This window comes from Neobacillus sp. PS3-34, from assembly GCF_030915465.1.
Classification (GTDB): domain Bacteria; phylum Bacillota; class Bacilli; order Bacillales; family Cytobacillaceae; genus Neobacillus_A.
The window spans coordinates 764,849-779,084 of sequence record NZ_CP133267.1 but is presented as its reverse complement, the minus strand read 5'-3'; the positions used below and the strand labels follow the sequence as shown (position 1 = coordinate 779,084).

The following is a 14,236-nucleotide window of genomic DNA, read 5'->3' as shown; positions in this document are numbered from 1 at the left end:
TAAGGCATTCGCCTAAGTACTTGGCGGATGCCAAGCTTTTCTAATTTTTAGGAGTAATTATTTGTAATGGCCATGCATGACAAATTATAGTAAGAATAGGTTTTATTACATTGGAAAAAATAAATCATAACCTCATCATAGAAAACTAACCACGAGTATGGAGAGCTTTATTAGTAAAAGGAGGACGGTATATGGATGCATGGAGTGAACAAACGACTGAAATGCAGGGATATAAGCTGCATATAGTTAAAACCGACAAATTTAAAACGAATACGATTGTATGGAAGATGAAAGCGCCATTGGCGAAAGGGCCTGGCAAAGAGGGCGCTCCTTCCGCATGTTCTTCAAAGCAGTTCTTCTAAATATCCGTCGATGGCAGCGTTAAGATCTTATCTAGACGAATTATACGGAGCGACTTTATTCGTGGATTTGGCTAAAAAAGGTGAATACCATGTCATCACGTTTTCAATAGAGATTGCCAACGAAAAATTTCTCAGCGATTCTAATCCCTTACTGAAAAAAGGGTTCGAATTTCTAAGTGAAATCCTCACTAAGCCCAACGCTGAGAATGGTGCTTTCCACGCAGAAACAGTTGAAAAAGAAAAGCGTACTTTAAAACAGAGGATCCATTCCGTTTTTGACGATAAAATGCGCTATTCAAATATTAGGTTAATTGAGGAAATGTGCAAGGGAGAGCCATATGCCCTGCAGGTGAACGGAGAACTGGAAGATGTCGATCCTATCACACCAGAAAATTTGTATGAGTATTACGAAAAAGCTTTTAAGGAAGACGAACTGGACTTATATGTGATCGGTGATGTAAATGAAGAAGAAGTCAAATCGATTGCGTCCCAGCTGCTTCAATTTGAAAATCGAAATCCTCAAAAGTTGGATGCTAAATCCGCTCGAACTAAAACCGAGGTTAAGGAAATAAAAGAAACACAGGATGTTAAGCAAGGAAAATTGAATATAGGCTATCGAACAAATGTTGTCTATGGCGATTTAGATTATAATGCACTCCAGGTATTTAACGGCATTTTCGGGGGCTTCTCCCATTCCAAGCTGTTTATCAATGTGCGTGAAAAAGCTAGTCTAGCTTATTATGCTGCGAGCCGCCTTGAAAGCCATAAAGGACTAATGATGGTAATGTCCGGTATTGATTTGAAGAATTATGACCAGGCGGTTGGAATCATCAAGGAACAAATGGAAGCGATGAAGAAGGGTGATTTTACAGATAAAGAGGTTGAGCAAACAAAGGCTGTCATCCAAAATCAAATGCTTGAAACGGTTGATACGGCAAGAGGCTTGATCGAAGTCCTCTACCACAATGTTGTATCTGGCCAAGATATTCCTCTTGATGATTGGCTTAACGGGATGCAGGACATTACAAAGGAAGAAATCGTCGCGGTTGCGGAGAAGATTGATTTGGATACGATCTATTTCTTAACAGGAACGGAGGTGGGCAAATAATGGAAAAGATTACGTTTGACCAGCTTCAGGAAGAATTGTTTTTTGAAAAAATGGAGAATGGCCTGAATGTTTATGTGCTGCCTAAAAAAGGATTCAATAAAACCTATGCCACATTTACGACTAAATACGGGTCGATTGATAATCACTTTATCCCGCTTGGAAAAGAAGAGTATGTAAAGGTACCGGATGGAATTGCCCACTTTTTGGAGCATAAGCTTTTTGAAAAGGAGGATGGCGATGTTTTTCAGCAGTTCAGCCGCCAGGGCGCATCAGCCAATGCCTTTACCTCCTTTACCAGAACGGCGTACCTATTCTCAAGTACATCAACAGTTGAAAAAAATCTTGAAACACTGATTGATTTTGTACAGGATCCATATTTCACTGAAAAAACAGTGGAAAAGGAAAAGGGCATTATCGGCCAGGAAATCACGATGTATGATGATAATCCTGACTGGCGCCTTTATTTTGGGCTGATCCAGAATTTATACCAAAACCATCCTGTCAAAATTGACATTGCAGGGACAATCGAATCGATTTCGCATATCACAAGTGATTTGCTGTATGAATGCTATCGTACTTTTTACCATCCAAGCAATATGCTTCTCTTTATTGTCGGCCCTGTCGACCCAACGGCGATAATGGACCAGGTCAGAGAGAATCAGGCGAAAAAAGATTACAAAGAAATGCCTGAAATTAAAAGGAAGTTTGACGAAGAGCCTGCAGGAGCCGCGGAGAAAAAGCAGGTTTTAAAAATGAATGTCCAAACATCCAAGTGTTTATTAGGAATCAAGGCGCTTCATGTCGATCAGACAGGGGAAGAGCTCTTAAAAAACGAACTGACGATGAATATATTCCTGGATTTATTGTTTGGAAAAAGCTCGGATAATTACGAAAAGCTTTATAGCGATGGTCTGATTGATGAATCGTTTTCTTATGATTATACACAGGAACAGGGCTTTGGTTTTGCGATGGTTGGAGGCGACACCCGTGAGCCAGACCGGCTTGCGGAAACATTAAAGGAAATGCTTCTCAGCGCAAAGAAAGAACACAAGTTTACAGAGGATCAGCTGCAGAGGGGCATTAAGAAAAAAATTGGTGCCTTTTTAAGAGCCGTGAATTCTCCGGAGTATATTGCTAATCAATTTACCCGATACGCTTTTAATGATATGAATTTGTTTGATGTTGTTCCTGCACTGGAGAAAATCACCCTTAAAGATGTTGAAAACCTTGCAAATGAAGTGGTTTCTGAAGAACGCTTCTCTGTCTGCCAGGTGATTCCGAATAAGGATTAATTAGTTAGTGGGAAACCCATGCGATCAAACCGTTAAAGCAAGGCGCCGCATTTGGCGCCTTTTTATATTTTCATCAGTCGGTTAAAATAAAAGCAAAGCTACCGGGGAAGTAGGGATGAACGTGAACAAATATGCGCTGATTACGGGTGCAAGCGGAGGGATAGGGCAGGCTATTGCCTTAAAGCTTGCAAAGGAAGGGTACAATTTATATTTGCATTATTTTCAGAATGAAAAGTCCTTAAAGGAACTGCTTGAAAGGTTAAAGGTATACAAGGGGGAGTTTATACCCGTAAAGGCAGACCTTTCAAAGCCTGATGGATATAAGGATCTTTCATCAGGTATCTTTGATTTGGATGTAATGATCCATTGCAGCGGCAAAAGCCATTATGGCCTGCTGCTTGATATAAGCCAGGAGGAAACGGACGAGTTGATTAGGCTGCATGTGACCAGCCCAATGCTTTTGACGAAGGAGTTATTGCCTAAGTTAATTTCCAAGCGGACCGGAAGCATCATCGTGATTTCTTCCATTTGGCGCAAACGGGTGGTGCGTGCGAGGTGGTCTATTCAGCTGCAAAGGGTGCTCAAATCGCTTTTGTAAAGGCGTTGAGCAAGGAGGTTGCATTGAACGGCATAAGAGTAAACGCCATTGCGCCTGGGGCAGTGAAAACACCAATGATGAGCGAATTTAGCGAAGAGGACCTTGAAATGCTTCAAGAAGAAATACCAATGGGCAGAATGGCTCTCCCTGAAGAGGTGGCTGAAGGCGTCTTTTTTCTTGCCTCCAACCAATCATCGTATATAACTGGCCAGGTGCTCGCCATCAATGGCGGATGGTATACATAAAAAATTAACTTTTTAAAATGAATATTTTTGGCCTCTCCATTGCAAAATAAGTTTGTACTAATTTAAAGGAGGTTAAAAATATGTCAGTATTAGACAACTGGAAACAATGGGAAGATTTCCTTGCAGACCGTCTTCATCATGCAGAAGGCGCTGGAATGAATAAAGAAGCAATCGGCGATCTTGCTTATCAAATAGGTGGTTATTTATCAAACAAGGTTGAGCCTAAAAATGAGCAAGAAAGAATTCTTTCCGATTTGTGGTCAGTAGCGGATAAGGATGAACAGCATGCAATCGCAAATATCATGGTCAAGCTTATCTCAAATAACGGTAGTCGCTAAAAGAGAGGGATTCCTCTCTTTTTTTTATTTATTCTGATTCCTTCCATCTTAAGCACTTGTTTTTGTTTTTCCTTTCATCTTCTATTAAAATCATTTATTATTAGGAATAGATAAAATGGTTGAAATTTGTCGTTTTATATTTTATATTTCCAGGCTGCTGCGCCAACAGCTTTTTGAGGAGGGTATGTTAAATGGAGAAAAAAGAATGGTACTTGGAATACGAAATTCAGAAAAACCGTCCTGGGTTATTAGGTGATATTTCCTCCCTTCTTGGAATGCTGTCTATTAATATTGTTACGATCAATGGTGTGGATGAAGGACGCCGGGGTTTACTTATACTGGCCAAGGACGATGACCAGATCGAACGGCTTGAGTCAATATTACATACAATGGATACAATAAAAGTAATTAAACTTCGTGAGCCTAAACTGAGGGACAGGCTTGCTGTACGCCACGGCAGATATATTCAGCGTGATGCAGATGATAAGAAGACTTTTCGTTTTGTAAGGGATGAGCTTGGATTATTGGTTGATTTTATGGCAGAATTATTTAAGCAGGAAGGCCATAAACTGATTGGCATTCGCGGGATGCCGAGGGTAGGCAAAACGGAATCAATTGTTGCTTCAAGTGTGTGTGCCAATAAGCGCTGGCTGTTTGTTTCTTCCACTCTTTTAAAACAAACCATTCGAAACCAGCTTATTGAGGACGAATATAACGAAAACAATTTGTTTATACTCGACGGGATCGTTTCGACAAGAAGGGCAAGTGAACGGCATTGGCAGCTTGTTCGGGAAATTATGAGGCTCCCGGCAATCAAAGTAATCGAACATCCAGATATTTTTGTGCAAAATACGGAGTACACATTAGAGGATTTTGATTATATTATTGAGCTCCGCCATGATCCCGAAGAAGAAATTACATATAATTTAGTTGAAAACAATAATTTATTTTCCGGATCAGAATTCGGGGATTTCGATTTTTAAATTGGAAGGTGTTATCGTTGACAGAACTAGGTACTCGACTAAAAGAAGCTCGATTAGCTAAGGGATTAAGCCTGGATGATTTACAGACTATCACAAAAATCCAAAAGCGTTATCTTATAGGCATAGAGGAAGGCAATTATTCAAGCATGCCAGGCAATTTTTATGTGCGTGCATTTATAAAACAGTATGCAGAAGCTGTTCAGCTTGATCCAGATGAAATTTTTGAAACCTATAAAAGTGAAATCCCAGCTACCCACCATGAGGATTTGCCAGAGCAGCTTTCCCGTGTGAAGACACATAAGGGCATATCGACTAGCAGCCCTAAAATATTTGATTTTCTGCCTAAAATATTGGTTGGAGTCTTTGTTGTAGGGGCAATTGCATTACTTTACTACTTTTTCTCTCAGCACGCTGGCGATAATTCAAATGATTCAGTAAATAAAGAAAGCAAACCGGTTAACTTTGAAAAATCTGCAAATCTTGAAAAAGATAAAGCAAAAGAAAAGAAAAAGAGCGAAAAGAAAAAGAAAGATGAATCAAAAAAGGATGAAAATACAGACACCCCTGTAAAAGAAGAGCCCAAGCAGGAATTAACGGTTACACAAAGCGCTGGAAGCCGTTCATCCTATGAATTGAAAAATGCCGACAAATTTGAAATCAAGGTCGTTTCTACAGGGCAAACGTGGGTAAATATTAAAAATGGTAAAGGTCACTCCTTCTTTCAAGGGTTGCTGGAAGCCGGTAAAACGGACAGCCAGACGGTTGATCTTTCAAAAGAAAGCGAAGCGCTTATTGTGGTCGGAAGGACTATCGATACGGAAATATACGTCAATGGCCAAAAGCTTGAGTACGCAGTGCCGCCTGCTGATGTCGTTTCCCAGAAAATTACGATCAGCTACGTTCCGAAGCAATAGCCGGCTTACTCTGCTCTTTTGAATTTTACTTGGAGGAAAGAAAATGAATTTACCTAATAAAATAACTGTATCAAGGATTCTGTTAATCCCATTATTTATGATTCTCATGCTTGTTCCATTCGAATGGGGCACCATCCACCTTTTGGGTGTAGACTTGCCTGTTACCCACTTGGCAGGTGCGCTGCTGTTTATCATTGCCTCAGCGACCGATTGGGTTGATGGTCATTTAGCCCGCAAGTATAATTTGGTAACCAATATGGGTAAATTTTTAGACCCTCTTGCTGATAAGCTGCTGGTTTCAGCGGCATTGATTATCCTGGTTGATCTTAATATGGCGTCTTCATGGATTGTCATCATCATTATCAGCAGGGAATTTGCAATCACTGGATTGCGCCTGCTGCTTGCAGGAGAAGGTGAAGTAGTAGCGGCTAATATGCTCGGAAAGATTAAAACCTGGACACAGATTGTCGCCATTTCAGCTTTGCTGCTGCATAATATTCTTTTTGAAATGATTTCCTTCCCATTTGCTGATCTCGCATTATGGGTGGCAATGTTCTTTACAATTTGGTCCGGATGGGATTACTTCGCAAAAAATATGCATGTATTTAAAAATTCAAAATAACAAGAAGAGGCCTGGTTTAGCGATCGGCCTTTTTCAATCGAAATCAGAGGTGTGAATAGTCATGAATGCTGAAATTATTGCAGTAGGCTCTGAATTGTTGCTTGGTCAAATCGTAAATACCAATGCCCGTTTTCTCTCGGCACAGCTTGCAGAAATGGGGATCAATGTTTTTTATCATACGGTAGTAGGAGATAATCCTGATCGGTTAAAATCAGTGCTTGAAGTTGCTGAGAAACGCTCGGATCTTATTATCCTGACTGGAGGGTTAGGTCCGACAAAGGATGATTTAACAAAAGAGACAATTGCAAAACATCTCGGAAAAAAGCTCGTTATGGATGAAAATGCCTTAAAATCGATAGAGCTTTATTTTGAACGGACAAATCGGGAAATGACAGAAAATAACAAAAAACAGGCTATTATCCTTGAGGGATCCCAAGTTCTTCAAAATGACCATGGAATGGCACCTGGAATGCAAACGATTGTGAATGGCCGTACTTATATGCTTCTTCCTAGGCCGCCAAAGGAAATGGAACCGATGTTTTTAAAATACGGTCACGCTGCTCTTATGGGCGAGCTTCAGTCTCATGAGCAAATTGTGTCACGGGTTTTAAGGTTTTTTGGCATTGGCGAAGCAATGCTCGAAACGGAGATTGAGGATTTAATTGATAAACAGAGCAATCCAACAATCGCTCCGCTTGCCTCCGATGGAGAGGTGACATTAAGGTTGACAGCAAAGCATGCTGTTTTTGAAATAGCCAATAAAATGCTCGATGAAACGGAAAAGGAAATTCAGGCCGGGTCGGAAAGTATTTTTATGGATATGATAATACCTCTCTCATGAAAGAACTGACAAAGCTTCTTAAAGAGAAGCAAATGACGATTTCTAGCGCAGAAAGCTTAACCGGCGGTTTATTTCAGCAGGAATTCACCTCGATTCCCGGTGCAGGAAGCTTTTTAAAAGGCGGAGTTGTTTGTTATACAAACGAAGTGAAACAGGATGTCTTAAATGTAAAGAAGGAAACCATCGAAACGGATGGTGTGGTCAGTGCTAAATGTGCTGAAGAACTGGCTGAAAATGTTGCACAGCTGGTAAACGCTGATGTTGGCATCAGCTTTACGGGAGTCGCAGGACCTGATGAATTGGAAGGTAAGCCGGTAGGAACCGTCTACATTGGTATATCAATAAAGGGGCAGCCGGTCACTACAGAAAAATTGAACCTCGGCGGAAGTCGTGAAGCGAATAGAATTCGAGCTGTTAAATACGGCTGCCACTTTTTAATAGAGAAACTTAAGAAAATACAGCAGGCTTAAAAAGCTAACGGGTTTACTTTAAAGGTGCAAACATTGTAAAACACAAATGAAAACGCACTTGAATTCACGATATCATTCACAGTGCGTTTTTTATTGATTTATCAACATTTGCGCAAATTTTAATTGCTTATTTTTTCTTAATTCAGATCGTAAATCACAGGGTAGGAAATCATTATTGGGGGTGTGTGAATTATTTGTGATTTAGTAAGAAGACTTATCCTTAATTGAGTAACCAGTGATGTTTAAAATAAGCGGAGCTTTTCCCGTTATACTGCAGAATAGAGCTCGATTCGGGGTATATAAGCGGAGCTTTTACGTTTAAGCAAAGCAAAAGTAACTATTTTCACGTTTTTTCAGTCAATAGTGGGAATCTCTCCCTCTATTTAAGCTATTTTCAGTGCTATTTCCTAAATAAGAGGAATTTCTCCGCTTATTGATCCAAACTCGCTTTAGCGTCGTATGAATTTGTACAACTTACGGATGTTTCAGCAAAAAAAGGCTTAGAGATAGGTTGCATCTCTAAGCCTTTTAGACTTTGCAGTTTATGTGATTTGCTATTTGATTTGGTCTGCGATTTACCGTTTTGTACCTTACAAGTAAACACGTTGTTAAAAAGCTGCTGTGTTTTTTTCGGTCTTTTTGCCGGGGAACAAAATGGATAAATATAAATAGTCAGATAATAGCTCAATTGAGAGTTATTACAAGAAAAGACCTCTAAAAAAGAGACATTCTCCAGTGAATACTCTCTTTTTACGCAAAAAATGCCCTGTAAAAAAAACGAATGAATGTTCGTTTTTTTGCTCGACAAACGAGCGGAAAGAGGTTATATTATATATAGGTTATAAAAATCCTAGATTGAAACAACAAGCATTGTCTTTTTTATATATAAAGGAGGAAAAAAATAGTGAGTGATCGTCAGGCTGCCTTAGAAATGGCGTTAAAGCAAATAGAAAAACAATTTGGTAAAGGCTCTATCATGAAGCTCGGTGAAAAGATTGAAACAAGAATTTCCACAAGTCCAAGTGGTTCCCTTGCTTTGGATGCCGCTTTAGGTGTTGGCGGATACCCAAGAGGCCGTATTATTGAAATTTATGGACCTGAAAGCTCTGGTAAAACAACAGTTGCCCTTCATGCCATTGCAGAAGTGCAGGCAAATGGCGGACAGGCTGCATTCATTGATGCCGAGCACGCTCTTGACCCGGCTTATGCCCAAAAGCTTGGCGTAAACATTGATGAGCTTCTATTATCCCAGCCGGATACTGGTGAACAGGCACTTGAAATAGCTGAAGCGCTAGTTCGAAGCGGTGCTGTAGATATTCTTGTAATTGACTCTGTTGCTGCTCTAGTTCCAAAAGCGGAAATCGAAGGCGAAATGGGAGATGCACATGTTGGCTTACAGGCCCGTTTAATGTCTCAGGCACTTCGGAAATTATCCGGTGCAATCAATAAGTCTAAAACAATTGCAATCTTCATTAACCAGATTCGTGAAAAGGTAGGGGTTATGTTTGGTAACCCTGAAACAACCCCTGGTGGCCGTGCATTAAAATTCTATTCTACTGTACGTCTTGAAGTGCGCCGTGCTGAAGCATTGAAGCAAGGCAATGATATCGTGGGGAATAAGACAAAAATTAAAATTGTGAAAAATAAGGTTGCTCCTCCGTTCCGTACGGCAGAAGTGGACATTATGTATGGTGAAGGTATTTCCAAAGAGGGCGAAACCATTGACCTTGGATCCGATTTGGATATCGTTCAAAAGAGCGGTTCTTGGTATTCATACAATGAAGAGCGTCTTGGACAAGGCCGTGAAAATGCAAAAGTGTTCCTGAAAGAAAACCCTGAGATTCGCTTGGAAATTGCCAAGAAAATCCGTGAGCACTATGGGTTGGATGGGGAAAAAGTTGTTACAGAGGAAGCTGAAGATCCGGACCAGTTCGAATTGATCGACTAATATCCAGGAGCAAAGCCTGATTCATGGCTTTGCTCTTCTTTGTGCAATTAGTATTCATTTTTTTGTATAGCGAGGCATTCAAAAAGGATGTCAGCTAACATCCTTTTTGAATGAATTCTAAATATTTCAAAAAGCAGTAAGGACTAACCCTTGACAATGGTTATACACACAATTACAATAAACATGTATATTTTACATTTTTGGTAATATTACACCGTTTAAAAATCATGGTGCTTGCTGTATGTTGAAATTACACGATATACAAGACGACACTTAAAAAAACGTAACAAAAGTTCATAGCAAGAGGAGGTGTAACGATGGAACCCATTACAATCATCTCCATTTTGCTTGGCCTATTCGTCGGTGCAGTTGTTGGATATTTTATGCGTAAATCATTTGCTGAAGCAAAGATAACTGGGGCAAAAAATGCTGCAGAGCAAATTCTTGAAGATGCGAAGCGAGATGCTGATGCCTTAAAGAAAGAGTCCCTGTTAGAAGCAAAGGATGAAATTCACAAGCTTCGTACTGAAGCTGAACGTGAGGTTCGTGAACGAAGAAATGAACTCCAAAAACAAGAAAACCGTTTACTTCAAAGAGAAGAGAATTTAGACCGGAAGGATGAATCGTTAAATAAGCGTGAAATTCTTTTAGAGAAGAAGGATGATTCTCTGAACCAAAGACAACAGCATATTGAAGAGATGGAAAGCAAAGTGGACGAGATGGTACGAGCACAACAAACTGAACTCGAACGGATCTCAAGCTTGACTCGTGAGGAAGCGAAATCAATCATTCTAGACCGTACTGAGAAGGAATTGGCTCATGACCTGGCTATTATGATTAAAGAAAGCGAAAACCGCACGAAAGAGGAAGCCGACAAGAAAGCAAAGGAAATTCTTTCTCTTGCAATCCAGCGTTGCGCTGCTGACCATGTTGCAGAAACAACCGTTTCTGTAGTCAACCTTCCTAATGATGAAATGAAACGGCCGCATCATAGGCCGTGAAGGACGCAACATTAGAACGCTAGAAACGCTTACAGGAATTGACTTGATCATTGACGACACTCCTGAAGCTGTCATTCTGTCCGGATTTGATCCTATCCGCCGCGAAACCGCAAGGTTAGCATTGGAAAAGCTTGTCCAGGATGGACGTATTCATCCAGCCAGAATTGAGGAAATGGTTGAAAAAGCCCGCCGTGAAGTGGATGAACACATCAGGGAAATCGGTGAACAAACGACATTTGAAGTTGGTGTTCACGGGCTGCATCCTGACCTTATCAAAATTCTTCGCCGCTTAAAGTACCGTACAAGTTATGGCCAGAACGTCCTGAAGCACTCAATGGAGGTTGCTCAGCTTTCTGGATTGCTTGCCGCAGAACTTGGTGAGGATGAAACACTGGCACGACGCGCAGGTTTGCTTCATGACATCGGTAAGGCAATCGACCACGAAGTGGAAGGAAGCCACGTTGAAATTGGAGTAGAACTGGCTACCAAATATAAGGAGCATCCTGTTGTCATCAACAGTATCGCTTCCCACCATGGAGATACAGAGCCTACTTCCGTCATTGCAGTGCTTGTAGCCGCAGCTGATGCATTATCTGCTGCAAGGCCAGGAGCTCGCAGTGAAACGCTTGAAAATTATATTCGTCGTCTTGAAAAGCTGGAAGAAATTTCAGAGTCTTATGAAGGCGTTGAAAAGTCCTTTGCCATCCAGGCAGGCCGTGAAGTAAGAATCATGGTAAGACCAGAAGCAATTGACGATCTTGCCGCCCACAGGCTGGCCAGAGATATTCGAAAGCGAATTGAAGAAGAGCTTGATTACCCAGGACACATTAAAGTTACGGTTATCCGGGAAACAGGCCGTAGAATATGCAAAATAAAGCGGTGCACTATGCACCGCTTTATTTTTTTTCTAATGAGGAGTACACTGCTTGCATAAGAATGGCAAACAGGGTAAAAGAGAACGGCATGTGTTAGAATAAGAACATAAAGTAATAAAGGGGCTTTCGAATGAATTTATTGTTTATCGGCGATGTGGTTGGTTCACCGGGCCGTGATATGGTCCAGGAGTACTTGCCAAAGCTAAAAGAGAAGTACCGTCCTCAAATAACGATTATAAACGGCGAGAATGCCGCCGGAGGCAAAGGCATTACAGAAAAAATATATCGCCAGTTTTTAGAATCCGGTGCACAGGCTGTAACCTTGGGGAACCATGCTTGGGACAATCGGGAAATCTTCGAATTTATAGAGAAGGCAAAATATTTGGTCCGTCCTGCTAATTTCCCTGAGGGAACAGCTGGAAAAGGCCTTGTTTTTGTGAAAATAAATGACCTCGAGGTTGCAGTGATAAACCTTCAGGGAAGAACATTCATGGCACCATTGGACTGTCCGTTTAAAAAGGCAGATGAACTGGTAGAAGAGGCACGTAAAAGGACTCCTTTTATTTTCGTTGATTTCCATGCCGAAGTGACTAGTGAGAAGCAGGCCATGGGCTGGTATCTCGACGGAAAGGTTTCTGCAGTTGTAGGAACCCATACTCACGTTCAAACGTCAGATAATAGGATATTGCCCGGCGGTACCGGTTATTTATCAGATGTGGGCATGACAGGCCCTATGACGGTATTTTAGGTGTCGAAAGGGATGCGGTTATGAAGAGGTTCCTGACAAGCATGCCGGTTCGTTTTGAGGTTCCCACGGAAGGCCGTACACAACTGAGTGCTGTTTATATCGAGCTTGACCGTAAAACCGGTCTGGCGAAAAAAATCGAGCGAATTTTAATCAATGATGACCACCCATTCTACTCATAAAAGCCTGGCCTCCTATTTGGAAGCCGTTTGTTTTTTAAAGCAGTTTTTCATTAACTCTAATTGGATTTCCTTCCTTTTTTTGTCCAAGCTGGAATATGTCATTTAATCTTTGAATATAGTAGCAGTGGAATCATATATACCTGATTTGTTCATGAAACTGCTCATGCTGGATCGGGATTATACAAGGAGGAGCCAGGAATGGATATATTAAAAGTTTCAGCAAAATCTAATCCTAATTCTGTAGCTGGTGCGCTTGCGGGAGTTCTGCGTGAAAAAGGAAACGCAGAAATTCAGGCTATAGGTGCAGGTGCATTGAATCAAGCTGTAAAGGCAGTTGCAATTGCTCGAGGATTTGTGGCACCCAGCGGAGTTGATTTAATTTGCATCCCGGCATTTACCGATATTTTAATTGACGGTGAAGAACGCACAGCGATTAAGCTTATTATCGAGCCAAGGTAGCGTCCACATAAAAGGCTTAGTGCTTTTTACAAAACATACAGCACTAATAACGAATCTCATTCCTGCTTGGTAATTTATCAAGCAGGTTCTTTTTATTAAGATAGAATTTACATTCATAAATTGTAGATGGAAAGGGAAGTGAAGGCATGAAAATATTCGACGCACATTGTGATGTTCTTTATAAGCTCTTTAAAGATAACCGCATCAATTTTAAGCAGTCGAAGCAACTGCACGTCAACCTCCTGGAAATGAAAGAAGCGGGTATTGCGGTACAATGCTTTGCGATTTTTGTTTCTCCGTCAGTACACCCTGACGTTGCCTTTCACGCTGCACTATACATGGCTGATTTATTTTTTGAAAATATTTTAAAGCCCAACCCTGAGCTGAAATTTATTACCAGGAAAGAACAGCTTGGATTGCTAAAGGAAAATGAGATTGGTGCCATCCTCACACTTGAAGGCTGCGATGCAATTGGAAGGGACGCGATTAAGCTAAAGACACTGTTGCGCCTTGGTATCGCTTCTGTAGGGCTGACATGGAATGACGCAAACTACGTGGCGGATGGAGCGATGGAGGAAAGGGGAGGAGGACTGACCAGGTTCGGAAGAGAAGTGGTTCGTCTTCTCAATGAAAATTCGGTCTGGTGTGATGTTTCCCATTTGTCGGAAAGGGGTTTTTGGGATGTAATCGAATTGGCAGACCATCCTTTTGCTTCCCATTCCAATTGTTACTCACTCTGTCCGCATCCCCGGAATTTAAAGAATGATCAAATCCTTGCTTTGATGGAAAGAGAAAGTGTAATGGGAATTACCTTTGTGCCACATTTTTTAACGGGAAGGGATGAGGCGGTACTGGCGGATATTATCAGGCATCTCGACCATGTTTGTTCACTTGGAGGAGAAAACCATGTTGGTTTCGGTTCCGATTTTGATGGAACTGAAAACACCGTAATTGGGCTGTCATCCATTAAGGGATACAATACTTTAATAAATGAACTCTTAAAATATTATTCTGATATACAAGTACGGAATTTTTTATATAAAAATATGGAGAGAAGATTTCCAGGCAGACGAGGGCTATAACCGCATATTTACTAGTATTTCAGCATTTTAAAAAAGACAGAAAAAAAGCAAGGATACTTCTTTTATTTAAATAATAAAAAAATATTCATATTTTAGACAATATTTATCGTCAAAGGGTTGCATTTTCGTTCCTATAGGTCTAGAATTGTAAGCGTTTAGTACCCATCCAAT

The 14,236-nt window shown here is 40.8% G+C and carries 8 protein-coding genes and 5 pseudogenes; all 13 read left to right on the top strand.

Going from position 1 to position 14,236, the window contains the following annotated elements; genetic code table 11:
• The first annotated feature begins 191 nt into the window (after positions 1–191).
• A pseudogene (yfmF, locus tag RCG23_RS03885) lies at positions 192–1,470 on the top strand (EF-P 5-aminopentanol modification-associated protein YfmF).
• Positions 1,470–2,762, top strand: a complete 1,293-nt coding sequence (yfmH, locus tag RCG23_RS03880; RefSeq protein WP_308178672.1) for an EF-P 5-aminopentanol modification-associated protein YfmH — start codon at positions 1,470–1,472, stop codon at positions 2,760–2,762. Before yfmF ends, yfmH begins: the two are co-directional and overlap by 1 nt.
• A gap of 115 nt (positions 2,763–2,877) precedes the next feature.
• A pseudogene (gene ymfI, locus RCG23_RS03875) lies at positions 2,878–3,605 on the top strand (elongation factor P 5-aminopentanone reductase).
• 80 nt (positions 3,606–3,685) lie between these two features.
• Entirely contained in the window at positions 3,686–3,943 is a 258-nt protein-coding gene (locus tag RCG23_RS03870) for a DUF3243 domain-containing protein (protein WP_308178671.1), read from the top strand.
• A gap of 191 nt (positions 3,944–4,134) precedes the next feature.
• The gene (locus RCG23_RS03865) at positions 4,135–4,926 is read left to right on the top strand and encodes a YmfK family protein (protein ID WP_308178670.1); all 792 of its coding nucleotides are present in this window, start codon (positions 4,135–4,137) and stop codon (positions 4,924–4,926) included.
• Positions 4,927–4,943: 17 nt separating this feature from the next.
• Entirely contained in the window at positions 4,944–5,840 is an 897-nt protein-coding gene (locus RCG23_RS03860; protein WP_308178669.1) for a helix-turn-helix domain-containing protein, read from the top strand.
• Positions 5,841–5,883: 43 nt separating this feature from the next.
• Positions 5,884–6,462, top strand: a complete 579-nt coding sequence (gene pgsA, locus RCG23_RS03855) for a CDP-diacylglycerol--glycerol-3-phosphate 3-phosphatidyltransferase (RefSeq protein ID WP_308178668.1) — start codon at positions 5,884–5,886, stop codon at positions 6,460–6,462.
• Positions 6,463–6,523: 61 nt separating this feature from the next.
• Positions 6,524–7,773, top strand: a pseudogene (locus RCG23_RS03850) (competence/damage-inducible protein A).
• Positions 7,774–8,677: 904 nt separating this feature from the next.
• Entirely contained in the window at positions 8,678–9,721 is a 1,044-nt protein-coding gene (recA, locus tag RCG23_RS03845) for a recombinase RecA (protein ID WP_308178667.1), read from the top strand.
• Between the two features lie 317 nt (positions 9,722–10,038).
• Positions 10,039–11,597 (top strand): annotated as a pseudogene (rny, locus tag RCG23_RS03840) (ribonuclease Y).
• A 130-nt stretch (positions 11,598–11,727) separates the two neighbouring features.
• A pseudogene (locus tag RCG23_RS03835) lies at positions 11,728–12,524 on the top strand (TIGR00282 family metallophosphoesterase).
• Between the two features lie 198 nt (positions 12,525–12,722).
• Positions 12,723–12,983 (top strand): stage V sporulation protein S, encoded by a 261-nt coding sequence (locus tag RCG23_RS03830; protein ID WP_308178666.1) that lies wholly within the window; start codon positions 12,723–12,725, stop codon positions 12,981–12,983.
• A gap of 146 nt (positions 12,984–13,129) precedes the next feature.
• Positions 13,130–14,065, top strand: coding sequence for a dipeptidase (locus tag RCG23_RS03825; protein ID WP_308178665.1), 936 nt, complete (start codon positions 13,130–13,132; stop codon positions 14,063–14,065).
• Positions 14,066–14,236 lie beyond the last annotated feature (171 nt).

Excerpts from the sequence above, each read along its gene's own strand:
- RCG23_RS03865 (WP_308178670.1), top strand. The coding sequence starts at position 4,135 with ATGGAGAAAAAAGAATGGTACTTGGAATACGAAATTCAGAAAAACCGT.
- RCG23_RS03830 (WP_308178666.1), top strand. The coding sequence starts at position 12,723 with ATGGATATATTAAAAGTTTCAGCAAAATCTAATCCTAATTCTGTAGCT.
- RCG23_RS03825 (WP_308178665.1), top strand. The coding sequence starts at position 13,130 with ATGAAAATATTCGACGCACATTGTGATGTTCTTTATAAGCTCTTTAAA.
- yfmH (WP_308178672.1), top strand. The coding sequence starts at position 1,470 with ATGGAAAAGATTACGTTTGACCAGCTTCAGGAAGAATTGTTTTTTGAA.
- pgsA (WP_308178668.1), top strand. The coding sequence starts at position 5,884 with ATGAATTTACCTAATAAAATAACTGTATCAAGGATTCTGTTAATCCCA.
- RCG23_RS03870 (WP_308178671.1), top strand. The coding sequence starts at position 3,686 with ATGTCAGTATTAGACAACTGGAAACAATGGGAAGATTTCCTTGCAGAC.